This window comes from Modestobacter marinus, assembly GCF_019799945.1.
GTDB classification, from domain to species: domain Bacteria; phylum Actinomycetota; class Actinomycetes; order Mycobacteriales; family Geodermatophilaceae; genus Modestobacter; species Modestobacter marinus_B.
Genome location: NZ_JABGCH010000002.1, coordinates 324451 through 350762, shown reverse-complemented (window position 1 = coordinate 350762; position 26312 = coordinate 324451). Strand labels below are relative to the sequence as shown.

Here is a 26312-nt window from a genome sequence, read left to right as displayed (position 1 = left end):
AGCAGCCACGCCCCGCCCGCCGGCCGGGAGTCGGTGATCGTCAGCCCGCCGCCGGGCTCGGCGCCGACCTGAGCGCCGGCGTCGCTGCCCGGGTCCTCGCCGAGGTAGCGGTTGATCGAGCCGACCAGCCGGCGCAGACCCGCGACGTCGAGGCGGTCCTCCCGGCCCAGCGGCAGCAGCACCTTGGCCACCGACGGACCGCCCGGGCTGCGCTCGTTGTGCGCGATCGACACGTACCGCACCGTCGAGCCGTCCCTGTTCCGCCGAGACGACGTCCGCAGGTACACACCTACACCCTGGCCGCCGATGGCCAGCACAGACAACCCCTGAACGGCCGAAACGTGTACCTACACAATCGCGGCCCTCTCGGCTGCCGCGACCCGCCGACCAGCAGCTTCTCCCGCGCTACCCGCCTCGTGTGCCCATCAACTGCGGAACTCGGGTGCCAGCCTCGCGACCTGACCGTAGGCCAGCGAGCTGAGCATTCGGGTGGCGGGGCAAAGCCGGGCCAGCTGGTCACCGGGTGCCTTTCGGCACGCTTTGCTCGGGCTCACGCGGGGCTCGGGGCTCGCGGGGGCTCTGCTGCGTCGGTGCCGGTCGGCACGCGCCGAGCTGGGCCTGGACCTGCTCGCTGAGCCGGATGAGCGGGGCGTGCCGCGGCGACGGGGACATCTCGAGCAGGTTGGTGAGCAGCCGTTGCAGGCGCTCCAGCACCATCGGAATCCGCGCCGCGGGGAGCAGCAGGTCCTCGACTCCGGTGCGCAGGTAGTCCTCCCAGGTGGGCAGCACCAGGCGGACCCGGGGCACGCCGGAGCGGTCGGCGATGTCGACGATGTCGAGCTGCCGGCCGGCCAGCGCGCGGAGCAGGCTCTCGGTCGCGTCGATCGCGTCCACGGCGGTGGCCGGGTCGTTGACCGCCGGGGACAGCGCCCGCAGCCCGATGTCGGCCAACAACCGCACCGCGAGCATGGGGTCCTGGTCGAAGGACCGCTCCGCGCCGCGGATGACCGCCGCCCGCACTACTCGGTCGGGGAGATCGCCGCCGAGAAGATCGGCCAGCGGGGCAGCCTCGTGCAGGGTGTCGCCGACACCGACGCGGAACACCACCACCGCGTCGGCCTGGGTTGCCGCGTTCACCAGGCGCCGCAGTTCCAGCTGCTGGACCACCCCCGGCGCTCCGGCCCAGCTGACGCTGCGGCGGAGCGCCGGGAGGGGCGCCGCCGCAGGGGTGGGCTCACCGGCCGCGGACCGGGGCGTGTACAGGTCGCCGATCACGGCGCGACCGCGAGCGACCACCGCGTCCAGCACCTGGGCCAGCTGGAGCGACAGGAAGGCGCGGATCTGCAGAGCGCGGATCAACGCCAACGCGATGAGCGCCGCGAGGACCGCGGTAATGGGCACCACCAGCGAGACCCGGCCAGCCCTGCCGCTGACCAGCCCCGCGGTCGTGGAGAAGACGAACATCCCGATCGTGAACGCGTAAGTCCGCCATACCAGGGGGTCGCCGCGGAACAGGGTGAGCCGGGGGCTGAAGGTGCTGGCCGACCACTGCACCACTCCGAACAGCAGCGCGAAGACGATGCTGACCAAGCCGATCACCCCGGTCCCCAGGGTGAACAGCAGCTCAGAGAGCCGGCCGCTGTCGACGGTGGGGCCGCCGGACACCCGGGGCAGCGTCAGTCCGAGTCCGAGCCCGACCGCCGCGCACAGCAGCTGCACGACGCCTGCGCGCAGCCGGCGCCGTACGTGCAGCAGTCGCTGCGGCGGAGCGTGTCTGGCCGCGGAGGGTGCGCCGGCCGCGTCCGGGCGGTTCATGTCGCGCGTGCGGCCTGGATGGGCCCGGCCACCTGGGGCCGGGCCGCCGGGGCGGCGGAGGCCGCGGCACGTAGCGCGTCGGCGGCCAAGTCGTGAACTCGGCCAAGAACTCGCCTCTGGAAGGCACCAGGCGCCCAGCGCCTGCCTGCCCTGCGGCTGATCGTGAGGATGACCCGACGGAGGCGGGGGCGGCTGGTCATCTCGGGTTCCCCGGCACGGGCTCGGCTCTCACGCGAGGCCCGGGAGCGGTGCCGGGCGGCGCGGGGAGCGGAACATTCGGCCCGTGGGTGCCGCTCTCGGTGGGGGCGGGCTGGTCCAGTGCGCGTGGAACGCGTCCACGGCGGCCTCGACGGTGGGACAGAGGTGCCGGGCCCCTGCGGCACCAGCAGCATGGCCAGGACGACGCCGGCGGTCATGTCCCAAGCGAGCCAGGCACGGCAGTAGCCGGTCGCCGCGCCAACCCCGGCGGGACCACCGACATGCGCACCGTCTCGCGTGCGTCCCGACAACAAGCGGTTCCGCGAGCCGGCCGCACCGCCGACCGGGACCGGACGCGATGGGCACTGCCGGCCGGCGCTCACACGCCGGTAGGTCGCGCAGGGAGGGCCTGTCGGCATCCGGCGGCTCCGGGTGCGACCACTCTGCGCACCGGAAGGCGCCGGCGCCTCACCCACGGCATGACCGGCCGGCCGTGGAAGACCCGGTAGGCAGGTTCCGTCCCGAGGAGACTTCCTGGCCGCGTCATCACTGGGTCGTTGCCCCTGTCCTGGGTCTTCCGCGTTTACGGCGTCGCCGCGGGTGGTGGCGCATCGGCCTTCGACGTCCGAGGCCGCCGCAGCAGCGCTCGGATCCCGGCGACTGCGGGGGGGGCAAGCAGAACGATCGGAACGATTGCGAGCGCGGCCACCTTCAGGCCGCCCTCGCCGAACAGTGCGCGGATCGCCGCCAGCAGGGACAGCACCCACACCGTCGCGTAGATGAGACCGACCCAGAGGGGTGGGGCGGTGCCCGTTGCCCAGCCGTGCCGTTGCCGGGCTCGCAGCGCGAGGTAGAAGGCCGTGCCCGCGACGGCCCCAGACACCAGCACGAGCAGGACCACCGAGCCGATCAGCGGATTTCGCTCATTGGCCTCGGCCGCCGTGGCGATGAACAGGCCCGCACATAGCCCGACCACCAAGCCCTGCACCCAGGCCGGCCGCTTGGTGAGGTACGCCGCCAGCAGTGCCCAGATCATCCGGTCCTCCTGCTGCCGCCACGAGTCCGCATGAAACGCCTGTCGCAACGGTAGCCACCACGTCGCCCGCAGACATCATTCGTGCGGGGTGAACTGGCGCCGCGGATCACTTCATCACGACATCAGCGCGTCGGGGTGGAGGTCGGCGGCCATGCGGAAGCCGATGTCGGTAGATGCGCTCCGAACACACGTGACAGCTCCTCTGGCCGACCGCCGTGTTCACCCTCCGGGGACGAGGCGGTCGAGGGATGCTCCGAACACCCTTGAGGGACATGTCCGTCGAGGCCGAGGAGCTTCCGATGAGCACGACGACCCCGCCGCGGGCGGCTCGCGGCACCGGAGCGTCCTCGGCCTGGGTTTCCGGGCTCGCCCTGTTCGCCGGCATCGTGATGACCGTGGTAGGCGTCTACCAGGTGCTCCTCGGCATCTCGGCGCTGCTGAAGGACGAGATCTATGTGCGGACGCCGGACTACGTGTACGGGTTCGATCTCACCGTCTGGGGATGGGTGCACCTGTTGTTCGGCTTCGTGCTGGTCCTGACCGGGGTCTCCGTCGTCCGCGGTCAGGCCTGGGCCCGTGGGGTGGGGATCGCGCTGGTTGCCGTGAACCTGATCGCGAACTTCTTGTTCATCCCGCTCTACCCGCTGTGGTCATTGCTGATCGTCGCGCTGGACGTCGCGGTGATCTGGGCTCTGGCCGTGTACCGGGACGACACCCTCTGAGCGGTTCCTGGCCTTACGGCTCGTCCGGGGGTGCTGGGAGATTCCACGCACCAGCACCGGGGCGGCGCCGGCTAGGTGTACCCGGCTTCAGACGTTGGTGACGGAGCAGCCCAGTCGTCGGGCAACGCCGCACCCTCGTATCAGCGCTCCTGCAGGCTGTCCAACCCGCCGCCGTTCCAGCTGGCCGGCCGCAGCGGGCAGTAGCGGATGTTGGCCGAATGAACTCCGGGACGTCGGCGACGTCCGGGTTGTAGATGTAGCCGTTCCATGGTTCGGAGAGCTTCGGCTGTGGGGTGGTGAACAGCGCCATGCCCGAAACGGTCATCCAGCGGAACGCATCGTTGGCGGCGGCTTCGCCATCCCAGAGGGTCACCAGCCGTTGAGATTTCACCGGCTTCGCCCCCGCGAGGTCGCCTGGGGCGCCGCGCTCGCACGTTCGCGCGTCGCGGACACCTAAGCGGCATGAGGTGACCGGCGTGCTGACCATCCGGACCGCAGCGAGGGTTGGCGTGCCGTCACCAGCGGGCGCCACCGTCTACGGCGTCGGGCTGCGGAGCATCGCCCGGCGCGGAGGAGTCGTCGTGCGGGGCCCCAGCCGCCAGCGCCGGATCACCCCCGCGGGGCGATGTGCCAAGCACACCCAGACGACGACGGTGGGGCGATGCACCGGGCCAGCAGTGACCTTCGGTTGAGCGGCGCGGCTGACCGGCGCGCAGACGGCAAAGGGGAGGGCCTGACATGGTGGCGGAGCCAGTGGATGCGCTGGTGATCTTCGGCGCGACCGGTGACCTGGCCAAGCTGGAGACCTTCCCAGCGCTGGTCGGGTTGGTGGAGCGGGGCGTCCTGGACGTGCCCGTCGTCGGGGTGGCCAAGAGCGGCTGGCGGCTGGACCAGTTCCGTGACTACGCCGCCGCGTCGTTGCGGCTCAACGGCATGGACCCCGACAGCCCGGCGGCGCGGACGATGCTCGGGCTGTTGCGTTACGTCGACGGCGACCTCGACGACGAGGCGACCTACACCGCGATGTCGCAGGAGATGGGTAGCGGTACGCGCGCCCTGTTCTACCTGGAGGTGCCGCCACCGCTCTTCGGACGCATCGCGCAGGGCATCTCCGGCGCCGGCCGCGCCGAGGGCGCACGGGTCATGGTCGAGAAGCCGTTCGGGACCGACCTGGCCAGCGCGCAGGAGCTGAACGCGACGATGCAGGAACACTTCCCCGAGGACGCCGTTTACCGGGTCGACCACTGGCTCGGGCTGGACGCGCTGAATAACGTGCTGGTGGCCCGTTTCGCCAACTCGATCCTCGAGCCACTGCTCAACCGCACCCACGTCGACAGCATCCAGATCACGATGGCCGAGGCGTTCGACGTCGCCGACCGCGGGCGTTTCTACGACCGCACCGGAGCGATCCGCGACGTGGTGCAGAACCACATGCTGCAGGTACTGGCCAGCGTGCTCGCCGACCCCCCGTCCGGGTCCGGACTGGGCTCATGGCTGGACTCCAAGACGCAGGTGATCAACGGGTTGCGCCCACTGACCCCCGAGAACACTGTACGCGGCCAGTATGAGGGCTACCGGGAGGTGGAAGGCGTCGACCCGGCCTCGACGACGGAAACCTACGTCGCAGTGCGGCTCGCGTTGGACTCCTGGCGCTGGGCCGGCGTTCCCATTCTCATCCGCGCGGGAAAGGCGATGGCGGTCACCGCGACCGAGGTCGACATCCGCTTCCATCGTCCGCCGCACGACATCTTCGGCGTCGAGGACCCGTCGATGACCAACGCGCTGCGGTTCCGGATCTGGCCCGACAGCCAGATCACATTCAGCCTGGCCGGGAAGAAGCCGGGCGCGGGCCTGAATCTCCGACTGCAGGAGTTGTGCTTCGCCGAGGAACCGGGCTCGGAGATGCGCCCCTACGACCGCCTCATCGGCGCCGCGCTGGACGGCAACCGGCTGCTGTTCGCCCGGCAGGACGCCGTCGAGGCCGCCTGGCGGGTCGTCGACCCGGTACTCGACGACGTCGTCCCCGTGCAATCTTACGCGCGCGGCGGCTGGGGCCCCAAGGAGGCCGAGGCCCTGCTGCCCGAGCGTCGGTCATGGCACGACCCGGCCGGCTGAGGGAGTCCTCCGGGGTGTCCGCGGACTGCCATTCCGTGAGCGAGCCGATCTCCCGACGCTCGGACCGGTCAGGACCGGTCAGGACCAAGCGTCCGCGCTGGCCCTGCCGGTGCATCACCCACACCGGCCCGGCTCCGCCGGCGAACCGTGCCAGCTCTGCCCGTCGGGTACGGACTGTCCCGGGTGCGAGGAGGCATGGCCGAGCTGAGCTGCGTCGCCGATCGAGGTGTCGATGTCGAGTACCGACTTGTCACCGACGAGCACGTGAGTGCCGAGGGTGCGGGCCAGTCTGAATCATGCCGGCGCGGACGCGGTAGCCTGGTCAAGACCAAGTTGATTCGGCGCCGCGGACCCTGGCGCGGGCTCAATCGCGTCGAGCTGGCGACGCTGGAATGGGTCGACTGGTTCAACAACCGGCGGCTGCACAGCGCCTGCGGCGACGCTCCACCCGCCGAGTACGAGCGCGAGCACTACCGTCAGATCCCTGACCTCAAGACGCTTGAGGCGGCAGAATCCAGCCTTCACTGAACCCGGGGCGGTTCATTCGTGACGGGCCCCGTGTCCCCGAGAATGCGGTGGGCGACGCTTCACCAGAGCGGGCGAGGCGCGGGCTCCGCGGCAGCCTCCGGCGGGCTGCCCGGGGGATGCCGGGGTGTTCCTGGTGCTCAGTTTCGATGGGCTGGTTCTTCGCCGGCGCGTTCCGGCGTCCGGGCGCGTCGGGCCACGGCGACCTGCGCGGCACCGACCACGAGCTTTGCGACCAGGCCGACGGTGATCAGACCGGCGAGCATCTGGATGGTCACCAGGACGCGGGCCAGTTCGGTTACGGGAGCGATGTCTCCCAAACCCACCGTGGAGAAGATGATCACGGTGAAGTAGAGGCCGTCGGTGCGGCTGAGCGGCTCGGAGAACGCCTCTGGTTGCTGAGCAGCGACGATGCAGTACGCCGAGGCGAAGATCACGAGCAACAACGGGACCCCAGTCACCAGGGCACGGATAGCCCGAAGCCTCGGTTCCTGCGACCTGAGGATACTCCGCAACTGGAAGACCATCACCGCCCCGAACAGCAGCAGCGCGATCAGGAACAGCCATCCGGTGACCCGGTCCAGCGGCCGATCGAGCGGAGCCTGGTAGTACACGACCAGCAGCACGGCCGATGCGGCCGCCGAGTGCAGCAGTGTTCCGGCGATCGCCCTCCCCCCGGACGTCCCGCTGTCTGGATCCACGGCCACCGCGCACCTCCATCCTGTGCGCTCCACCGTCGGGCTCCGACACCTCCTCCGCATCCCCCAGGACGGATGGGGCTCTCAGACCCTGCCTTCGGTGACGAGAGAGATTGCCGACGCTCCAGTCACCGACGGCCGCGCGCACATGTTCCTCCCCGTCGGGTGATGCCGCGGTGCGGCGTCACAGCGAGGCTGGGACCTCCGGTGGCGCTGCTCGATAGCGCGCTCAGCACGACCTGGACGGAGATGACCATGACCGAGACTGCGATCGCCGACCACGGGATCATCGGAGACCTGCAGACCTCTGCGCTGGTCACCACCGACGGTTCGATCGACTGGTTCTGCTGCCCCCGGTTCGACTCACCGAGCGTGTTCGGGGCTCTCCTCGACGACGAGCGTGGCGGGCGCTTCCGGATCCGTCCCTCCGGCGTGGACTACACGTCCAAGCAGATGTACTTCCCCGACACCGCGGTGCTCGTCACCCGGTTCTTCACCGCGACCGGCGTGGGTCAGGTCCTCGACTTCATGCCGCCGGCCGGGACCACGGCCACCAACACCCGTCGGCTCGTGCGGATGGTGCAGTGTGTGCGAGGCGAGATGAGCTTCGAGGTCGAGATCACCCCGCGCTTCGACTACGGCCGCCTCGCGCACCAGGCCGAGGTCAGCGACCACGGCGTCGTCTTCACGGCGAACGGATCGAGGCTGACCCTGCACCTGGTGCGCGAGCCCGGTGACGAACGGAAGGCCCGCGTCACCGTGCGCGACGAGGACCTCTACGCGTCGCTCGACCTGGTGGCGGGAGAGGTCCGGGGCATGGTCCTGGAGTCGGCGGCAGACGGGCCGGCGCGCTCGATCCGGGTCGCCGAGATCCGCGGGCTGTTGGACGAGACCGTGCGGTTCTGGCGGGCGTGGCTGTCCGTGTCCACCTACACCGGCCGCTGGCGGGAGGCCATCCAGCGCTCGGCGATCACGCTCAAGCTGATGACCTACGCACCCACCGGTGGCCTGGTGGCTGCACCGACCGCGGCGCTGCCGGAGCAGGTGGGCGGCGAGCGCAACTGGGACTACCGGTACACCTGGGTGCGGGACGCCTCCTTCTCCGTGCACGCGCTCCTCCGGCTGGGCATGGTGGACGAGGCCGCCCGGTTCGGGACCTGGCTGGGCGACCGCATCCGGGAGCGGATCGGCAGCGACAGCGGCCCCCTCAACATCATGTACCGGATCGACGGCGCCTCCGACCTCAAGGAGGACGTGCTGGACCACTGGTCGGGGTACCGCGCCTCGGCGCCGGTGCGGATCGGCAACGGAGCCGCCGAGCAGCTGCAGCTCGACATCTACGGCGAGGCGCTGGACAGCATGTACGCCGCCAGCCGGGCCGGACTCGAGGTGCCGTATCGCGGCTGGTCGGCGATCAGCGGCGTGTTGAACTGGCTGGCCGACAACTGGGACCAGCCGGAGGAGGGCATCTGGGAGACTCGCGGTGGCCGTCAGTCGTTCACCTACGGCCGGGTGATGTGCTGGGTCGCCTTCGACCGGGGCCTCCGGATGGCGGCCGAGCGCGGCCTTCCGGCGCCCCTCGAGCGGTGGACCGCCGAACGGGACCGGATCTACCAGCAGGTCGTGGACAAGGGCTTCCACGAGGGCCGGCAGGCATTCGTACAGCACTACGAGACTGACGTCCTGGACTCCTCGCTGCTGCGGATGCCGACGGTTGGGTTCATCGCCGGCACCGACCCGCTGTGGACCTCGACGTTGAAGGCGATGGACGACGAACTGGTCACCGACAGCCTGGTGTACCGCTACGACCCGGAAGCCTCTCCGGACGGGCTATTGGGCTCCGAGGGGACTTTCTCGTTGTGCACGTTCGCCTACGTCGACGCCCTGACCCGCAACGGCCGACTGGAAGACGCTCGGACCGCGCTCGAGAAGATGCTCACCTACGCCAACCACATCGGTCTCTATTCGGAGGAGATCGCGCTCACCGGCGAGCAGATCGGCAACTTCCCGCAGGCGTTCACCCACCTGGCGCTCATCGACGCGGCGGTCACGCTCGATGCCGCCCTGGACAGGGGGAGGGCGTGACCGGGGTGGGCGGGACCCCGCAGGCGCTCGGCGGGCCGCCGCGAGCTGCGTGGACCTCCCGGGGGCCGTGGAGCGCTTCACGCACGCCGGAGGGACGGAGGTCGGGCCGATCAGTCGCTGCGAGACGGTCAGCAGGTCGAGGAGAGATCCGCGGCGGAGCGCGACCAGGAGGGGACTCGATCGACCTGACGACGGCTTTCAGGCTGGCATCGGACGGTAGTCGAGGAGGGTGCGCTTGACGACGCGTGTCGCCGTTCTGGGAACAGCCGGCCGTTGTACCACCGCCGGTGAGCAGGGTGACCTGGAATCCCGGCGGAGTCGGCTCCCTTGGCGCCGAGCGCGCCGCGCTCGCCTACCCCGGGGGATGCCGCCCACATATTCCTCCGCGAAGGTGCGCGACGCTGGGAATCGGGAGAACCCCCGACGTGTGTCGACCGCGCCACGCCGTTTCGGGGATGACCGTACCCGTCGTGCAACGAGGGCCATGCGATGACGCACACGACCATGGGACGGGGGAGTCGCACCAGGCCCACGGCCCCGGGAGCCACCCGTGAACGACGGGTTGCGCGGGGTAGGGCGGCGCGGGCGGAGGTACCGCGCGCCAGTCACGCGGAGTTCATCGCCGCTCCGGACCGAACCGAACCGCTGTCCCTGTTGGAGGGCCAGGCACTCACGGGGGTGCCGGAGCTGTTGCCGATCCGATACGGGCGCATGGCCTCCTCGGCGTTCGCGTACTTCCGCGGAGCGGCGCTGCCCATGGCCAGCGACCTGGCACGAACCCCGCGATCCGGACTGACCGTGCAGGCCTGCGGAGACGCGCACCTGGCGAACTTCGGGCTGTTCGCGTCCCCCGAGCGGCGCCTCGTGTTCGACATCAACGACTTCGACGAGACCCTGCCCGGCCCCTGGGAGTGGGACGTCAAGCGCCTCGCCACGAGCCTCGAGATCGCCGGGCGGGCCAACGGCTTCTCATCGAAGACGCGCCGGGGCATGGTGCTCGCGGTGGTCGCGGCGTACCGGCGGGCGATGCGGCGCTTTGCCGGCATGGACGCCCTGGACGTGTGGTATGCCCACGCCGACATGGCCCGGATCGAGGCCGTCACCTCGGTGTCGCTGCGCGCTCACCAGCGCAAGCGTCTGGCCCGGAGCATGGCCGAGGCCCGGACGAAGGACCACCTGGGCGCACTGAGTCGCTTCGCCGCCGTCGATGACGGCGTGGCCAGGTTGATCGCCGAGCCGCCGTTGGTGGTCCCGATCCGCGACCTGCTGCCCGACCCGGTCCGCGCGGAGGCGACGGAGGACGCGCTCCGCGAGATGATCCGTGTCTACCGGGAGACGCTGGAGCCGGAGCGACGGGTGCTGCTGGACCGTTACCGCTTGATGGACGTCGCCCGGAAGGTCGTCGGGGTCGGGAGCGTGGGAACGCGTTCGTGGATGCTGCTCTTCCTCGAGGACGGCGACCACCCGCTCTTCCTGCAGGCGAAGGAGGCTGGCCCGTCGGTGCTGGAGGCCTTCGTAGGCGCCAGCGAGTACGACAATTGCGGTGAGCGAGTCGTCGTCGGGCAACGGCTGATGCAAGCCGTCAGCGACATATTCCTCGGCTGGGTCCGGGTCTCGGGCCTCGACGAGAACGAGCGCGACTTCCACCTGCGGCAGCTCCGCGACTGGAAGGGGTCGGCGGAGATCGAGACCATGCTGCCGGAGGGGCTGCGGGCCTATGGCGAGGTGTGCGGGTGGACGCTGGCCAGGGCCCACGCCAGGTCTGGGGACAGCGTCGCGATCGCGGCCTACCTCGGCGGCGGCCAGTCGTTCGACGTGGCCGTCCGGGAGTTCGCCGAGTCGTACGCGGACCAGAACGAACGTGACCACCAGTCACTGGTGGAGGCCGTCGCGTCGGGCCTGATCAGGGCCGAGTCGGGGGTCTAGCCGCCATGAGGCTGCGGCCAGTCCCGATCCTCAGGGGAGGAGTCGAGCGCTGACTGTCCTGGGACTCCGGGCGTGCATCCGCAGACTGGAGACGACGTTCGTCGGCCGCTGTGCCCTCTCGTTCGTCGCTCTTCAGGGCCTTGACCGTGCCCTCGTCATCGCGTCCCAGGCGTTCACGACTCTCATCCCGCTCGTGCTCCTCGTGGCCGCCCTGTCGCCCGCTGGTCAAGACGATCTCGTCTCAGGCGCCCTCATCGGCCGGTTTGCGCTCAGCGGTGAGGCCGCCGACGCGGTGAGCCAGCTGTTCTCGAGCTCCGGGGACGGCACGACCGGGGTGCTCAGCGCCTTCCTGCTGGTGTTCTCCGGCGTCTCTCTGACTCGGCGGATGCAGCGGATGTACCAGCAGGCGTGGCGACTCCCGACGCCGCCTGGGATCGGGCACGCGCTGTACGCCGCGCTGGGGTTGACCGCCCTCCTGCTCGGGATCGGCCTGCTGTACTGCGCACGCACGCTCGCCGAGCCCCTCCCGTTCAGCGGGGGGTTGCTGGTGACTGTCTTCGCGGCGGCCAGCTTCCTGTTCTGGACCTCGCTCCCGTGGCTCCTGCTGGACCGGCGCATCGCCTGGTGCCGGCTGGCTCTCGGGGGAGCTCTGACGAGTTTCTGCACCAGCGTGTACGGGATCGCGTCGACGATCTACATGCCACGGCTCCTGGAGACCTACAGCCGGCGGTACGGGCTCTTCGGCGTGACGCTGGCACTCGTCGGGTGGCTGCTGGCCATTGCCTTCATCATCGTCGCATCGGCCGCCGTCGCCTCCGAGTTCGACCGCGCCCGGGACCCGTGGGCACGACGCCTTCGGAGGAGGTTCCGGATCGAGAGCGCCCCGAGCGAGGCCGACCCACCCGAGGCGCTGCTGCTCACGCAGGCCGTGCCACGCCCGGCCGTTCTCGGTCGGCCGGGGTCATCGACCACCCGCGTCGGCCCGTCCGCCGGGGCCCAGAGTTGCCCTCCGCCGGGGACGCCGACCCCCGACTGATCCCCCGACCGCTCCTCAGCCACGACCGCTGTTCTGCATCAGGACGGGCGCGGGGGGGCACCGTGGGGTGAGAGCGGTTCCGGCACGGACCCGCCAGAGCGGCCACACCTCGGTGGGACAGCTGGCCCCTGCGGCACTGCGGGGAGTGCGCTCCGGGGCGTCGGCCTGGCGGCCGTCGTCGAGGACTTCACAGGGACCTCCAGCGAGCCGCACCCGGCGGCGCCAGAGCGCACGGGCGGGAGAGCTGAACCGGCTCCACGATGACGTCATGGGTGCTCACCGTGGCAGGACGCCCCCTGAGTGCTGGCTGGTGCGCGGGTGGCGGTGTTCACGTAGCGGCCATGGCGGGCCCGTCTGCGGGCTGATCTCGAGCGACTGGCCGGCGTCCGTCACCCCACGCGGGCGATGCCCTCGCGCACGTCAACGAGCACGCTGAGGCCCGTGCGCGCGACTCTTGAAGCCCATCTCGGTTCCCACCAAGTGGCCCGAGTCGTCTACGGGTCGATCATCGGTCTGGCACTCGTCATCGTGGTCGAGGCTCATCCGCCGAGGACCGGTGTCGTGATCGGCTGGCTGCTCGGCACCGCGGTCGCCGTTGCCCTCGCCGAGCTCTACAGCGAGATTATCGGTGTCGAGACGCGGGAGCGTCACCACGTCACCCGCCCCGAGGTCATGGAGATGCTCGACGACGCAGGTGCGGTCGCGTTCGGCGTCGCCTTCCCGATCGTGTTCTTCGTGCTGGCGCTGTTGGGCGTGGTGGAACTCGGCACCGCCTTCACGATCGCGAAGTGGGCCGGGCTCGGACTCATCGGGTTCTACGGCTACTGGGCAGCCCGGTTCTCCGGCGCCCCTGTGCCCCGCGCGCTCCTGCAGGGCGCAGGCGTCGCCCTGGTCGGCGGCGCCTTGATCGCACTCAAGGCGTTGCTGCACTGAGGCCCTCCACAACGGAGGCCCCCCGAAGCGCCGCGTCGGGTGATGCGCTCGGTCCGGACAGGGCGACAACAGACACTGACCGAGCCTGACCATTCCAATCGGGGGATGACCATCCCCCGAGACTGTTGGACAGTACGGGCCGGGGAAAGGGGTCCGAGATGATGACGACGCTGTATGAGTTCCGTGTGGACGGGCGGCTTACGGACCAGGCGCGGGAGGCCTTCTGCGACATGCGCATCGAGGAACTCCCAGCTGGAGCGAGACTCTGCGGCGTGGTCATCGACGAGGCTCACCTGCTCGGCATCATGGCGCAGTGTCGGGCACTGGGTCTGGTGATCGTCTCCGCGAACCGGACCGCTGCCGGGACGGTGTGACCGCGGCGAGCCCGAAGTCGGACCACCGCCGGCCGTCCCTCGCGAGATGTCCGGGGAGGCCGGCAATCCGAGACGTCACGCCTCCCGACGGCCCCCTACACCCCGGAAGGACGACCCGGGTGACCCTTGGGAGGAGACGGTGCGACCGGTCGTCCTCCATGCTGACCACGACCCGGACTAGTTCTCAGTCCACATCACCGTGGTCGTGCGCCGCCGCGAACTGCGCAGCGGCGCGCATGTCGAACAGGGGCTCGCCGGTTGAGGGAGTGCGGCCTGCACGGGAACAGACAGCGCAGTGGCCCACGAACCGCGCGCCCGAGTACCCGGCCGACCGGACGAGGGAACGTCTGATCGTTACCTGTCCGTCATCGGACAAGTAGGTGCCGGAGAACGCGAGAGTTCGCTCGAGCAGGTCGTCGTCGAAAGGCACCATTCCCCCTGGTGTGCACGCTCCCCGTCCTGGGTGGGGCAGCCCTTGTGCCGGCGCCGGTTGTGCGCCCAGGTGGAAGCCGCTCCCCCGTCCGGACCGCGGGCGGGTTCTTGCTGCTGTGGTCGAGTCGGCCAGCCGCGATCGCGACGTTGCCACATGGACGTGCGCTGTCCCGCCGAGCGACCGGACGCTCACCACGTCGATGCACCGTTCGTTCAAGGCAACCGACTCCCAGGGCCGTCCCAGGTGGACTCGCTGTGGCACGGCCCCCGCGCCAGCACTGTCGGCGTCAGCCTGCGGAATGCTCGCCTGAACCACATCAGACGATGTGGCCCAATTGCCAGTGGTGCTTCGCGCGGGACGATCACGCCTTGAGGAGGCCCAGTTCCCGAGCCCGAGCGACTGCATCGGCGCGCGTGTGAACGCCGAGCTTCCGGTACATCGACCACACCTGCGACTTCACTGTGTGCCGGGAGAGGAACAGCCGATCGGCGATGCTCGCCAGCGTGAGGTGCGTGAGCAGCAGGGGGAGAACGCGCAGTTCGGCCGAGGTGAGCGTCACGGTCCCCGCGCCAGCGTCCTGCAGCGTCGCGAGCCGTCCTCGCATCTCGTCCGTCCGCTGGCCCAGCGACCCCAGGTCGGGTCGGCGCCTGAGCACGGCCTCGGCGTCGCGGACGAACTGGCGGGCACCGTTGGTGTCCCCGAGGCCGATGGAGACCTCGGCCATCTCGAGCAGGGTCTCTACCGCGTACCAGGGGATGGCGTGCGACAGCAGCGGACGCAGACGCTGTGCCTCGCCGAGATGGGTGCGGGCCAGTGTCGAGTCGCCCCGGTGCAGCGCGACGTGCGCCGCGAGGGCGAAGACGAGGACGCTCGTGATGTGCGACTCGGTGTGACCACGACGGGCCACCGACAGCGCTCGCTGAACGTGCCGCTCGGCGGCGATCCAGTCCTCACGCCCGAGTGCGAGCTGAGCCCGGTAGGCCACGATGACCGAGAACAAGGGGTCCTGTGCCTCGTTCGTCAGCTCGGTCGAGTCGATGAATCGCGCCTCTGCGGTCTCTGCGTCCCCGAGGAGCAGGTGGGCGACCCCGCTGAGGAAGATCCGCATCGAGTACTCCGTGTCCGCGACGGATGCGGCTCCCGGAAAGCTGTCGGCGCCGCCGTCGACGTCGCGCCGCATCTGCTCTATCCCGCGCCGGCACATGATCGCGCGAGCGCTCGTCAGCCACATGGCCAGGAAGTCGGCGCCGGCCGGCGTCGGGAGCTGGCCGGCCCAACGTTCGGCAACGTCCTCCCAGCGATCCGCTGCAGCCGGTCGTCCGGTGAGCGCGCATACATAGGCAGCCAGCGCGGCGATCGCAGGATGTCGCTCGACCGCGCCTCTGTGATCCAGCCACTCGAACCAGGTCATGAGAGTCGCCGACCGGCCCGCCGCGTACATCGGGTGCGCCAGGCCGATGCTGATCCGGGCGACCCGGTCGACGTCCTCGGCTTCCTGGGCGTAGCGGAGCGCTGTCTCGAGTTGGCCGTCGGTCTCGCACCAGCCGGCTGCTCGATGCAGCAGTTCCCGGATGTGGTCGTGGCCGAGACGATCCAGTCGCGCGCGGAGCAGGTTTCGGAACAGCGAGTGGTACCGGTACCACCGGCCGTGACCGTCGAGGGGTACGAGGAAGAGGTTGTGCCTCTGCAGATGTTCCAGTTCCGCCGTCGAGTCCGATGCTCCGAGCACCGTGTCACACAACGGGCCGGAGAGGCGTTCGAGCACCGCCGTCCGGGTCAGAAAGGACAGATCCCGCGGCGAGAGCCGGGAGAGCAGTTCGCCCTGCAGGTAGTCGGCTACCAGTTGCTCGTCTCCGCCCGCGCGAGCGGTGCCCGGGTCTGGCCGGGTGTCACTGCGGGAGAGCGCGGCCAGGTACAGCCCTGCGGCCCATCCCTCGGTTCGACGCGCGAGTGCGACGACCTCCTCGTCTGGGAGGTCGGCTCCGGCGGCTCGGAGCAGCCTGCGCGCGCCGTCCTCGGTGAAGGCCAGGCTCTCCACGCCGATCTCGATGGCGCGCCCCTGCGCGCGCTGACCTGCGAGCGGCACCGGCATCCGCCGGCCGGTCAAGGCGATCTGCGTCGTTCCGCGGACATGGCCGACGAGCGTCACCAGCGCGTCCAGTGACGGGCCGTCCTCGAGGTGGTGTACGTCGTCCACGACGAGCACCAGGGGGCGGGGCAACCGGGCCACGGCCGAGCCGAGGCGGGGGACCACCGTCCCGGGGACCGAGACCCCCGTCGAACGCAGCGCATCGAAGGTCTCGTCGGGGAGCCGGCTGACGCGGTCGAGCGCCACGGCGAGGTGGGTCAGCAGAACGATCGGGTCGTTGTCGTGTGGGTCGAGTGACAACCAGGCGAAAGGGCGGTCGTCGGCCTCGGCCCAGAGCGCCAGGAGCGTCGTCTTGCCGTATCCGGCCGGAGCGACCACCGCGACGGTCGGCACTTCACGAGCGGCGCGCAGGCGGGCGAGGAGCTCTGGCCGGGGGACGACGCCGGGACGGATGGTGGGCGTGTAGAGCTTTGACTCGAGGATCTCGATCGGGAGGTCACGGAGGGTATGCGGCCAGTGCGACCGGGTCACCGCTCCTGTACGGGCGGGTTGAACGGCCATCGGAACCCCTCGTCCAGCGGACGCGGTGCCGACCACGATAACGACCACGGCGCACTGGTTGCCAGACCCTGGACTACGCCGGTCGAGCCGGGCGCCGGCGGCTGTCTCCGGGTAGGACCCAGCGGCAGCGGCAGCGGCCGCCGTCGCGATACGGAAGCGGTCATGCGGTGACGTGGGCGGTCAGGGGGCCACCTGCTGCACGGAGACGACGTGCAGACCGAGCGACTGGACCATGGCGAGGATCTCGTGCAGTTGTTCGTCGTGGTGCACCAGGCCGCAGATGACCGTCTCAGCGGTCACTTCCACGCCGTCCATGCCGACGAATGCATCCCGTGCACGCTGGGACATCAGCCCCGACACCCGGACCTCGTACCGTCGATCCGGCATGAGCGACCTCCGTCGCATTCGCCGTGGAGTGTCGTTTCGTGGCCCCCACTCTCCGCACGGGTCAGCGCCACGCCTCACCCCACCCGGATGAACGACTCACGGGAGCAGGCCGGACTCCCGCGCGTGGCGAACCGCCTCGCGCCGCGATGACACCCCGAACTTGGCGTAGATGGACCTGATGTGGCTCTTCACGGTGTTGACCGAGACCGTGAACTCGTCAGCTATCTCCCGGGCGTTCAGCAGCGACGGGAGCAGAGCGAGGACCGCCAGCTCGCGCTCGCTGAGCGGGACGGCGGGAACCGGCATCACGGCTGCGCGAGCGGTGGCCACCAGGACGCCGAAGGAGCCGCGCCCGTGAGTGGCGGCCTGGGCGCTCAGCAGCTCCTGGGTGCATGGTCCCGCGAAGGCGAAGGGCCGCACCACGCCGACGGTCTCCGCCTCCGTGAGCGCCAGCTCGAGCGCCGCTCGACCGGCGTGCTCGTCGCCTCTCTGCAACGCTGCCTCCGCGTCGACCAACTGCGCTTCCACCATGGTCTGTGGCAGGAGAATCGGGATCGACCGCCCGTACACCGGCGCGACGATGGCCCGGGCTGCTTGATGGCGCCCCGCGGCGGTCTCGGACCAGGCCTGGAGCAAGAGGGTCTCACCGGTCGTGCCGGCTCGCAGGGTGAGCCAGTGCGCTACCTCCGCCGCCGCACCCAGGTTGCCGGTCATCAGCGCCACCCGGTGCTCGAGGACCGCCAGGGCGGCGAGTATCGCCGGCGGTACCGACGTGTCGCCGAACTCGGTGCGCGCCGAGCGCAGTTCGGCGAGCCCTGCAGGACGCCGACCGAGGTCGGCGCAGGCGGCTCCGTGCACAGCGTGCAAGGTGTACGCCGCTTCCGGGGGCAGCGGGCCGCCCGCGCCGAGTGCCTCCTCGCACCGTGCGACCGCGGCCGCCGGGTCGCCCCTCAGGAGATCGGCGTAGGCGATCATCCCCATCGGCCCCGCCGACCAGGCCGACGGGTGCCGGCCACGCCGGGCCGCCACCGCGACAGCTTGCGCGGCCGCCGCCGCCATGCTCCGGAGGTCGCCACGTACGGCCGCCAGCGTCGCCAGCATCCAGAGGCTCTGCACCTCCAGATAGCCGAGGTCGTTCGCATGGGCCAACTCGAGCGCCCGTTCGAGTTCGTTGCCGGCCAGGGAGACATCCGCGCCTTCGGACCTGCCGAACTCGGCGGCCCCCCGGCTCGCGTGCAGAAGGGCGGCCACCTCGGGTTGGACGAGCTCTGTGTCGGGCTGTGGATGCGGGAACGAGTTGTCAGCAAGTCCTTGCGTGCTGGCCAGGAGCTCAGCGCTGGTCCGAAGGGCGTCCAGGGCGGCGCTAGGGGCCACGGGCCAGGCGCGACGGGCACTCTGCAACTCTGTAGCGGCGGCCGGGAGCGCCCGAGCCTCCAGGTGAGTGATCGCCGCGGTGAGCGCCAACCACGGGTCCGCCGCGCGTGCCTCAGGCCCTGCAGCCGCCAGCGCACGCTGGAGCGGCCCGAGGTTTCCGCCGAGCAACAGCGACAATCCGCAGCGGTGCACCAGCGCAGCGATCAGGTCGCGGTCGCCCGCCCGCTCGGCATGGCGCAGGGCGTGCACGGGCTGGTCGTGCGCAACCCACCATCGGGCCGCGGCAGCCTGCAGGTCCCGGTAGGTCTCTGGGCGGTGCCGAGCGAGGTTGGCGACCAGGTACGAGCGAAGCAGCGCGTGGATGCGGTAGTCGGTGGGGGAGCTGCGCTCAACCAGCGCCGTCGCCTGGCGGAGCTCGTCCAACATCCGGTCGGCGTCGGCACGAGCCGACAGCCCGGCGGCGAGCGCGGCCGGTAGCGGAGAGCACACGCTGACGACCCGGAGGAAGTCCTGTGTGTCAGGGCCCAGCCCGTCGAGGATCTCGCCGGTCAGGTAGTCGGCGATCGAGCGCTCGTCCCCCGAGAAGTCAGCGACGAAGGCGGTCGCGTCATCGGTGCGGCGCAGGGCGAGAGCAGCCAGCCTGAGTCCAGCAGCCCAGCCCTCGGTGCGTGCATGCAGGGAAGCCACCAACGTCGGCGTCAGCTGGAGGCCGGTGGCCTCCAGCAGGGCCGTCGTCTCGTCGAGGCTGAAACGCAGGACGTCGGCCCTCAGCTCGTGCAGCCTGCCCTCCAGCCGGAGTCGGGGAATCGAGATCGGCGGGTCCGCCCGGCTGGCGAGGACAAGCTGCAGTCCCGTGGGCCGGCGGCGGATCAGCCGAGTGAGGTGTTGCAGGACCTCCCGCCCGGTGAGTGCCTGCACGTCGTCGAGGACGATCCGCACGGGGGTGTCGAGGGCGTCCAGGGCGTCGGCGAGCTCCTCCACGACGTCCACGCCACCGGGCAGCGCCGCCACCCCGGCCAGCCGCTGCAGGTAACCGTCCCGGGCGGCCGAGGGGAGGGCCAGCAGCGAGCTCACCACCGCCGACCAGAGCCGCCGGGGGTCGTTGTCGTCGGCCTCCAGCTTCACCCACGCCGTCTCCGGGCGATCGGCGTCGCGGACCCAGTCCGCGAGCAGCAGCGTCTTCCCGAACCCGGCCGGGGCGGTGACCACGACGACCTGATCGGCGGCGGCCTCGTCCAGTAGTTGCCGGAGCCGGGGCCGGGGCGTGAACTCGACGGGCAGCTCCGGGACGACGCTCTTGCTCGCGGGGACGCGCGGGGGGATGTTCGGGGAAGCGGCCATGACCGGGCTCCTTCAGGCGGCCGAGACCGCGAACGCGGGCAGGCGGCCATGGAGCGTCGTACGCGGACGGCGATGTCGCCGCCTACTCCTCGGGGGAACCCGCTTCTGCCTCGACGGACACGTGTCGCGCCCTTCAGAGCGGCCATCGCCTCGGGGTCCGGGGGGACGCCGGAGTGGTTCCGAGGTCATGTCAGCAGACCGCGCTCGAGTGCGGTCAGGACCGCGGTCCGGCGCGTGCTCACGCCGAGCTTGCCGTAGATCGCCCGGACGTGACTCTTGATGGTGTTGACCGACACCTCGAGGTCCTCGGCGATCTCGCCGAGGTTGCTCAAAGAGAGGAGCTGGGCGAGGACGTCCTGCTCACGCGCGCTCAGCTGCGGAGCCGATGGCTGGCGCACACGCTGTCGGGCAGACAGACATCGGAAGGCGAAGGCGGAGGGATCCCTGGCCCCGCCGAGCTGGTCGACCAAGAGGACCCGCAGGCCATGACCGGCAAGCGCGAAGGGGCGCAGGGTGTCCAGCGGCTCGGCGCGCACGAGGGCGGCCTGCAGCGCGTTCCGCGCGCCCGGATGGTCGTTCAACCGCAATGCAGCCCACACCTCGATGAGCCACGCCTCCACGACGGTCCAGTGCAGGAGGGGCTGCAAGCGGCCTTCGAGCAGCGGGACGACCGTCGCGCGAGCCTCATGAGGGGTCCCTGCGGCCGCCTCCGACCAGGCCCGCATGAGGGTGAGCTCTGCGTCCGCGCCCCCGCCGGCGGCGAGTCGGCTCATGGACGTCGCCGCGGCGGCGGACGAGCCGAGCAGCAGGGCCGCGCGGTACTCGAACAACGAGGCGCAAGCTGCCAACGGCGCGGGGATGGTCATCCCGCCGAGCTGCGCGTGCGCTTCCTGCAGCTCCAGGAGCCCGCTTGTCCTGTCACCGAGGTCCAACAGCGCGCCGCCACGGGCGCAGCGGAGGGCGAAGCGGATGGTCGGATCCCGGCTGGCCGGGCTGATGCGCAGTCCGTCGACCGCGACCTGGAGTGCTTGCGCGGGGTCGGCGCGCATCAGTGAGGCGTGGGCGAGCACCGCGTGGGCAGCGGCCGACCATGACGAGTCGTGCCACCCGTGTGCGGCGGCCGCGGTGATCGCGGCGGCCGCGGCCGCGGCGGCGCGGCCGTGATGACCTGCGGTCGCCGCTGCCGCGCCGATGAGGCAGAGGCACTGGAGCTCCAGGAGCTCGAGATGCTGGTCGCGCGCGACGGCGAGGGCGGTCTCGAGGTCGCCGAGGGCGGCCGCTGCATCTGCCGGGCGACCGCCTCCGTCGGGGGCGACCCCCGCGGCGCCCCGGCCGGCGAGCACGAGCGCGGCCAGCGCGGGGTCCGCAGGTACGGTCGCGAATTCGGGGCCCGGGCCGCTCATCCCGACCAGTCGCGAGGTGGCGACACGGAAGTGTGCGAGGTCCCTGTCGCTGCAGTCTGTGCCCGGTGGCCCTGCGCGGCGGACGTCGGCCCGTGCTGCGCGTAGATCGCCCTCCGCGAGGTGGACCTGTGCCGACACCAGGGGTAGCCAGTCGTCGGTGGCAGCGGTGCTGCCTTCCGCCGCGGCCAGCGCGCGGCGCAGTTCGGTGTGCTCACCGCGCGCCACGAGCTCGGGTGCCCAGCGGTGGAGGAGCGCTGTCACGAGTGTGCTGTCGGCCGCTCGTGCCGCATGGCGCAGGGCCTCGAGGGGGCGACCCTGAGTTGCCCACCACTCGGCTGCCTGCCGGTGCAGCTGCGCTTCCTGGGCTGGTCCGTGGCGGTAGAGGTCAGCGGCCAGGTACGAGCGCACCAGTTCCTGGATCCGGAACTCCGTGCGATGCGCCCCGGACGTGACGATCAGTCCGGTCCTGCGTTCCAGCGCACTCAACACGTCCGCGGCGTCGGTCCGACCAGACAGCTCCGCGGCGAGCGGTGCCGGTATCGGGTCACTGATGCTCGTCCGTCGGAGCAGGTCGCACTCCTCGTCCGAGATGTTCGCGATCACCTCGCCGGCGAGGTAGTCGGCGACCGGTCGCTCGTCCCCGGTGAAGGCGGCAAGGAAAAGGTCGGGTTCGGCGTGACCGCGTAGAGCGAGGGCGGCGAGTCGGATCCCCGCGACCCATCCGCCGGTTCGTGCATGGAGCACTGAGGCCTGTCGGCCAGTGAGGCGCAGCCCGCAGAGGCCCGCGAGAATCGCCGTCTCATCAGCGGTGAAACTGAGCTGTTCGGTCCTCAGCTCACAGAGCCGCTCCTCCAGGCGCAGCCGCGCCACCGGAAGCGGTGGATCAAAGCGGCTTGCCAGCACCAGTCGGATGGTGGTCGGTCGGTGGCGCAGGAGGAGCTGCAGTCCGTGCAGCGTCTCCGAGCTGCGGAGATGGTGGGCGTCGTCGAGCACGAGCCGTAGTTGCGCCGGGACAGCCGCGAGCGCCTCGATCAGCTCGGTCAGGAAGTCCACGCCCACGGTCGTCCGGGGCACGACCAGCCTCCGCAGCCGGCTCGACGACTGCACAGCGGGGCAGGCCGTCAGTGCGGCGAGTACGGAGGCCCAGAGCCGTTGCGGGTCGTCGTCCTCCTCGTTCAGTGTCACCCAGGCGCAGGCCACGCTCTGCCGGCGGGCCCAGTCGGCCAGGACGAGGGTCTTGCCGTAGCCGGGCGGGGCGCAGACGAGGGTGAGCGCCCGCCCCTCGCCGCGGTCCAGAGCCGTCACCAGGGCAGGACGGTGGACGAACTCGGGCGGAAGGCGGGGAACGGCCGTCTTCGACCGCGATACGTGTCCCATCACCCCTCCTCTCGTCGGAGCGGCAACTGAATCGCTCGAGACTGGGCGATGACGAGTACGCAGCCAGGCGCAGACCACCAGGACGAGCCGTGATGAGTGATCGCTTCGTCCGATCTCCTCGTGAGACTTGAAGTCAGCACGTCCATTCTGCCCGTTGGCGTGTCTTGGACAAGGGGGCCAGGACCTCCTGGGGCGGAGTGCACCAGCATGAGCCGCTGTCCCACGTGCGGGTCGTGTAGCCGGTCAGTCCCCAGGCGTCCGTCACAGGGGCATGGTCCGGGAGCAGGGACCGATCCCCCTCATCCGGTCCGGGTGATTCGCTCAGGCCACCGCTGTCCGGGCCGCCCTTCCACCATCACAGGGTGAGTCGGAGACTCGTGTGGCGGTCCTACGGTGCGCCCATGACGACACCTGTGACGGCAGGTCAGGCCGCGATCCCGGTCCCGGCAGCTCCGGCCGAGTCCTCTCAGACCGCGTCTTCGACGGCCGCCGCACCGTCAACGACCGACCCCCGGCGACGGCAGGTCCTGCCCAGAGCACTGGTGATGCTGGTCGGCGCGGGGGCAGCTGTGCTCGTGCTCGGTGGGATCCGTGCCACTGCCTGGCTGATAGGGCCGGCCTTCCTCGCCCTCGTCATCGTGATAGCGCTCAGCCCGGTGCAGAGCTGGCTGCGCCGCCACAACTGGCCCGCCTGGCTGACCACTCTCGTCCTGGTCCTGCTGGTGGTCGGCGTACTGGTGGCCTTCTCGCTGGTCGTCATCGTGTCGCTGGCTCGCCTGGCCACACTCCTGCCGCAGTACGCCGACCGGGCCGCTCAACTCCTCCAGTCGTTGGCCCGCAGCCTCGCGCAGTTCGGCGTGGGGCCGGACCAGTTGCAGGACGCGGTGGGCAATGTCAGTCCAGAGAAGGTCGTGACCCTGATCGGCACACTCCTCGCAGGTCTGTCGGGGACGCTCTCCTCGCTGGTCTTCCTGCTCTGCCTCATGCTCTTCCTCAGCGCGGAAGCCGGGGGCATCGACCGAAGGCTGGCAGCCATCTCCACCGATCGTCCGGAACTGGCCACGGCCTTGCGCTCATTCGCGCAGGGCACCCGGAGCTACCTCCTCGTCTCCACGGTGTTCGGCCTCGTGGTCGCGGTGCTCGACGGGACCGCGCTCGCACTCATCGGCGTCCCGCTGCCGGTGCTGTGGGCGCTGCTGAGCTTCATCACCAACTACATCCCCAACGTCGGCTTCATCATCGGTGTCATCCCGCCCGCACTCCTCGCCCTGCTGGTCTTCGGCGTCCCCGAAATGCTCCTGGTCATCGGGGTCTACTGCGTCCTCAACTTCGTCGTGCAGTCGTTGATCCAGCCCCGGTTCGTGGGCGACTCGGTCGGATTGGCGATGACCACCACCTTCGTCGCCCTGGCCTTCTGGGCGTGGCTGCTCGGTCCGCTGGGAGCCTTGCTCGCCATCCCGTTGACGCTGCTGGCCAAGGCATTGCTCGTGGACGTCGATCCGACGGCAGGCTGGGTCACTGCGCTCGCCGGGAACCTCGCCCCGGAGCACCGGGCACCCCGCGAGCCGCGGCGCTACCGCCGCCTCCGCACGGGCGCCGACGCGGCTCCTGACGCCTGGCGGACAACAAGACCCCGCCCCGAGGACGCCGCGTCGCCCAGGGAGGCGTGACCGAGGAGCTGGGAGCCCGGCGGTGGCGTGCCCGTTTTCCCCCGTCCGGGCGATGCTCCGCACCCCATGTCGCGGGAATGTGGCGGGGGCACCTCCCGGACCACCAGGCAGGCATGGCGTCGCTGCGGCCGCCGGACGGTGAGCGGGGCTACTGGTCCGGCGGATACGGAGTCACCCGGTGCGGATGAGGTGCTCCAGCGCGCGCCGACCCAGACTGCCCTGAGGAGGTTCCGCCTTCGGAGAAAGGGAATCAGCGATGTCGTTCTGGGACGTTGTGTGGTTCATCTGCATCAGCTTCGCCTTCGTGGCCTACCTGATGGTGATGTTCTCGATCGTCGGTGACCTCTTCCGCGACAGGGAGACCTCCGGCCTGGGGAAGGCGGTCTGGATCGTCGCCCTGATTTTCGTGCCATTCCTCACCTCGCTCGTGTACCTCATCGCCCGGGGTGGCGGCATGGCCGAGCGAGCGCTGCGCAGCGCCGTGGTGTCGAGGCAGCAGCAGGACGCCTACATCAGGGAGGTCGCAGGCCAGAAGACCCCGACCGACCAGATCGCCCAGGCGCGGGCTCTCTTCGATGCCGGCGTGATCTCGCAGCCGGAGTACGAGACCCTCAAGACCAAGGCGCTGGTGTGAGCGTGCGTGGTACACGCGCCGTGCGAGTGAGCGACGTGCTCATCCTTTAGTCCGGCTCGCTGGGGCGGGGTGGTGCAGGTGGCGGCTCAGTCGCGCGTGGTCATCGACGAGGGAGTGGACGTAGTCGTACCCGACCCGGCGGCCGGCGTTGGTCTCGCTGCGGCTGTGGTGGTGTTCGGCCGAGCCGCGGCCGTGGGCGCGCCAGCCGCCGGCGGGGCGGATGGCGCCGAGCTTCTTGACATCGACGTGCACCAGCTCGCCGGGACGGGCGCGCTCGTAGCGGCGGACCGGCTGACCGGTTGGCCGATCCGGCCAGGCCAGGCAGTGCATGCCGTCGCGGTACAGCACCGCGTGCACCGTCGAGGGCGCCAGCGCGATCAGCGGACCGATCCGGGCTGGGCCGAGCGCGCGCGCCGAGCACATCGCCAGGACCTGGGCCTCCACGGCGGCCGGAGTCCTGTCCGGCAGCCGGTGTGCTCGGTCGGGCGGTCGACCATGCCGGGCGGCAGGCGGGGTGCCGTCCGGGCTCGTCGGTTGCGCCCGGTCCCCGCCGCGTCCCGCCGGGGCGGCGCTAGGTTGGGGCCATGCCGACCAGGTCCCCGGGGGACGACATCCGGGAGCTGGGTCTGCCGGGACGGGCGGTCTCCGCGCTCATCCGCGCCGGCATCACCAGCGTCGACGACCTCGCCGTCCTCTCCCGGCGGGAGCTCGCCGCCGTCCCGGGGCTGGGCGCCGGCATGATCGCGGCGATCCGGCAAGTGGTGCCCGAGCCGGCCCGCGACGAGGGCCCGCCCTCCCCGGCGATCCCGTCGTTCGCCTCGCTGCGCGCGCCGCAACGGCGCACCGCCATGGACGCGCTCCTCCCGCCGGCGCCGCCCGCGACCGGGCCGGCTCCGACGCCCCCTACCGCCGGAGCCGCCCCGACGACGCCCCCCGCCGGGCCCACCCCGACGACGCCCCCCGCCGGGCCCACCCCGACGACGTCCGCGGCCGCTCCGGCGGCCGGCCCGCGCACTCCGGAGTACGCCGACCTGTGCCGGCTGGGCGCGGAGCTGCTCCGTGCGGCCGCGACCGCGCCCTGGCGGCTGGCGCTCTGGTCGGCCGAGGAATCGTTGCGCACGCTGCGCCGGCTGGCCGGGCAGTAGGGGCGGTCGCGGGGCCTTCACCCGCGCCGCCGCCCGGCGTAGCGTCCCGGCCCTGGACGGGCAGGAGTGCGATGCATGAGCTCGCGATCACCCAGGGCGTCGTCGACGTCGTCACCGCGCGGACCGGGGACGTCCCGGTGGCCGGCGTCCGGCTGCGGGTGGGCCGGCTGTCCGGGGTCGTGCCCGACGCGATGCGGTTCTGCTTCGAGCTGGTGACCGCGGGGACGCCCCTGGAGGGCGCCGCGCTGGAGTTCGAGCGTCCCGAGGGGCGGGCCCGCTGCCGCACCTGTGGGCAGGACTTCGTCCTCCGCGACCCGGTCCTGCTCTGCGGCTGCGGCAGCGCCGACGTCGAGGTGGTCGCCGGGCGGGAGCTGTCGGTGGTGTCGGTCGTGCTCGCCGAGCGGCGCGCGGTGACCTGAGCCGGCCGGGCAGCGG

The 26312-nt window shown here is 71.0% G+C and carries 20 protein-coding genes and 1 pseudogene; 12 read left to right on the top strand and 9 right to left on the bottom strand.

Annotated features, from left to right (window positions below):
- From HK417_RS03535 to HK417_RS03525, 3 genes are all read right to left on the bottom strand, one after another.
- On the bottom strand, window positions 1-233 hold a 233-nt coding region (locus HK417_RS03535; RefSeq protein ID WP_222263331.1), incomplete at its 3' end, for a hypothetical protein.
- Between the two features lie 283 nt (window positions 234-516).
- Window positions 517-1815 carry a DUF2254 family protein gene (locus tag HK417_RS03530; RefSeq protein ID WP_222263329.1) on the bottom strand — a complete coding sequence of 433 codons (1299 nt, stop codon included), beginning with the start codon at window positions 1813-1815 and terminating at the stop codon, window positions 517-519.
- A 781-nt stretch (window positions 1816-2596) separates the two neighbouring features.
- Window positions 2597-3049: a hypothetical protein gene (locus HK417_RS03525; RefSeq protein WP_222263327.1), complete on the bottom strand. Its 453-nt coding sequence runs from the start codon at window positions 3047-3049 to the stop codon at window positions 2597-2599.
- A 299-nt stretch (window positions 3050-3348) separates the two neighbouring features.
- On the opposite strand from HK417_RS03525, the gene HK417_RS03520 reads away from it, so the two are divergent.
- The 3 genes and pseudogenes from HK417_RS03520 to HK417_RS24945 all read left to right on the top strand — a co-directional run.
- Window positions 3349-3771 (top strand): DUF7144 family membrane protein, encoded by a 423-nt coding sequence (locus HK417_RS03520; protein ID WP_222263326.1) that lies wholly within the window; start codon window positions 3349-3351, stop codon window positions 3769-3771.
- Between the two features lie 738 nt (window positions 3772-4509).
- Window positions 4510-5886 carry a glucose-6-phosphate dehydrogenase gene (gene zwf, locus HK417_RS03515; protein WP_222263324.1) on the top strand — a complete coding sequence of 459 codons (1377 nt, stop codon included), beginning with the start codon at window positions 4510-4512 and terminating at the stop codon, window positions 5884-5886.
- Window positions 5887-6204: 318 nt separating this feature from the next.
- Window positions 6205-6414, top strand: a pseudogene (locus HK417_RS24945) (integrase core domain-containing protein); the annotation flags it as partial.
- Window positions 6415-6551: 137 nt separating this feature from the next.
- On the opposite strand, the gene HK417_RS03505 reads toward HK417_RS24945, so the two are convergent.
- Window positions 6552-7118, bottom strand: coding sequence for a potassium channel family protein (locus tag HK417_RS03505; RefSeq protein WP_222263320.1), 567 nt, complete (start codon window positions 7116-7118; stop codon window positions 6552-6554).
- A 246-nt stretch (window positions 7119-7364) separates the two neighbouring features.
- Here HK417_RS03505 and HK417_RS03500 point away from each other — a divergent pair, with 246 nt between their 5' ends.
- The 5 genes from HK417_RS03500 (at window position 7365) to HK417_RS03480 (ending at window position 13463) form a co-directional block, all read left to right on the top strand.
- Window positions 7365-9194, top strand: a complete 1830-nt coding sequence (locus HK417_RS03500) for a glycoside hydrolase family 15 protein (protein ID WP_261325745.1) — start codon at window positions 7365-7367, stop codon at window positions 9192-9194.
- Window positions 9195-9683: 489 nt separating this feature from the next.
- A complete protein-coding gene (locus HK417_RS03495; RefSeq protein WP_222263318.1) occupies window positions 9684-11120 on the top strand; it encodes a DUF2252 domain-containing protein in 1437 nt (478 codons plus the stop codon).
- Window positions 11121-11169: 49 nt separating this feature from the next.
- Window positions 11170-12156: a YhjD/YihY/BrkB family envelope integrity protein gene (locus HK417_RS03490; protein ID WP_222263363.1), complete on the top strand. Its 987-nt coding sequence runs from the start codon at window positions 11170-11172 to the stop codon at window positions 12154-12156.
- Window positions 12157-12636: 480 nt separating this feature from the next.
- A complete protein-coding gene (locus HK417_RS03485; RefSeq protein WP_222263317.1) occupies window positions 12637-13089 on the top strand; it encodes a hypothetical protein in 453 nt (150 codons plus the stop codon).
- A 158-nt stretch (window positions 13090-13247) separates the two neighbouring features.
- Complete coding sequence (locus HK417_RS03480) at window positions 13248-13463, top strand: hypothetical protein (RefSeq protein WP_222263315.1); 216 nt, start codon at window positions 13248-13250, stop codon at window positions 13461-13463.
- Window positions 13464-14257: 794 nt separating this feature from the next.
- On the opposite strand, the gene HK417_RS26325 is transcribed toward HK417_RS03480, so the two are convergent.
- The 4 genes from HK417_RS26325 to HK417_RS03460 form a co-directional block, all read right to left on the bottom strand.
- Window positions 14258-16516, bottom strand: coding sequence for a LuxR C-terminal-related transcriptional regulator (locus tag HK417_RS26325; RefSeq protein WP_222263313.1), 2259 nt, complete (start codon window positions 16514-16516; stop codon window positions 14258-14260).
- Between the two features lie 210 nt (window positions 16517-16726).
- Window positions 16727-16933 (bottom strand): hypothetical protein, encoded by a 207-nt coding sequence (locus HK417_RS03470; protein WP_222263312.1) that lies wholly within the window; start codon window positions 16931-16933, stop codon window positions 16727-16729.
- A gap of 96 nt (window positions 16934-17029) precedes the next feature.
- Window positions 17030-19648, bottom strand: coding sequence for a LuxR C-terminal-related transcriptional regulator (locus tag HK417_RS03465; protein ID WP_222263310.1), 2619 nt, complete (start codon window positions 19646-19648; stop codon window positions 17030-17032).
- A gap of 185 nt (window positions 19649-19833) precedes the next feature.
- The gene (locus HK417_RS03460) at window positions 19834-22428 is read right to left on the bottom strand and encodes a LuxR C-terminal-related transcriptional regulator (protein WP_222263309.1); all 2595 of its coding nucleotides are present in this window, start codon (window positions 22426-22428) and stop codon (window positions 19834-19836) included.
- Between the two features lie 401 nt (window positions 22429-22829).
- On the opposite strand from HK417_RS03460, the gene HK417_RS03455 reads away from it, so the two are divergent.
- Together HK417_RS03455 and HK417_RS03450 are read left to right on the top strand one after the other, a co-directional pair.
- On the top strand, window positions 22830-24098 hold the full coding sequence (locus HK417_RS03455; protein WP_222263307.1) for an AI-2E family transporter: 1269 nt from the start codon (window positions 22830-22832) through the stop codon (window positions 24096-24098).
- A gap of 256 nt (window positions 24099-24354) precedes the next feature.
- On the top strand, window positions 24355-24732 hold the full coding sequence (locus HK417_RS03450) for an SHOCT domain-containing protein (protein WP_222263305.1): 378 nt from the start codon (window positions 24355-24357) through the stop codon (window positions 24730-24732).
- A gap of 39 nt (window positions 24733-24771) precedes the next feature.
- On the opposite strand, the gene HK417_RS27255 is transcribed toward HK417_RS03450, so the two are convergent.
- Window positions 24772-25176, bottom strand: a complete 405-nt coding sequence (locus HK417_RS27255; protein ID WP_222263303.1) for a hypothetical protein — start codon at window positions 25174-25176, stop codon at window positions 24772-24774.
- A 140-nt stretch (window positions 25177-25316) separates the two neighbouring features.
- Between HK417_RS27255 and HK417_RS03440 the strand changes: the two genes are divergently transcribed.
- Window positions 25317-25877 carry a DNA-directed RNA polymerase subunit alpha C-terminal domain-containing protein gene (locus tag HK417_RS03440; RefSeq protein ID WP_222263301.1) on the top strand — a complete coding sequence of 187 codons (561 nt, stop codon included), beginning with the start codon at window positions 25317-25319 and terminating at the stop codon, window positions 25875-25877.
- Window positions 25878-25948: 71 nt separating this feature from the next.
- Window positions 25949-26296, top strand: a complete 348-nt coding sequence (locus tag HK417_RS03435; RefSeq protein ID WP_222263300.1) for a hydrogenase maturation nickel metallochaperone HypA/HybF — start codon at window positions 25949-25951, stop codon at window positions 26294-26296.
- Window positions 26297-26312: the final 16 nt, after the last annotated feature.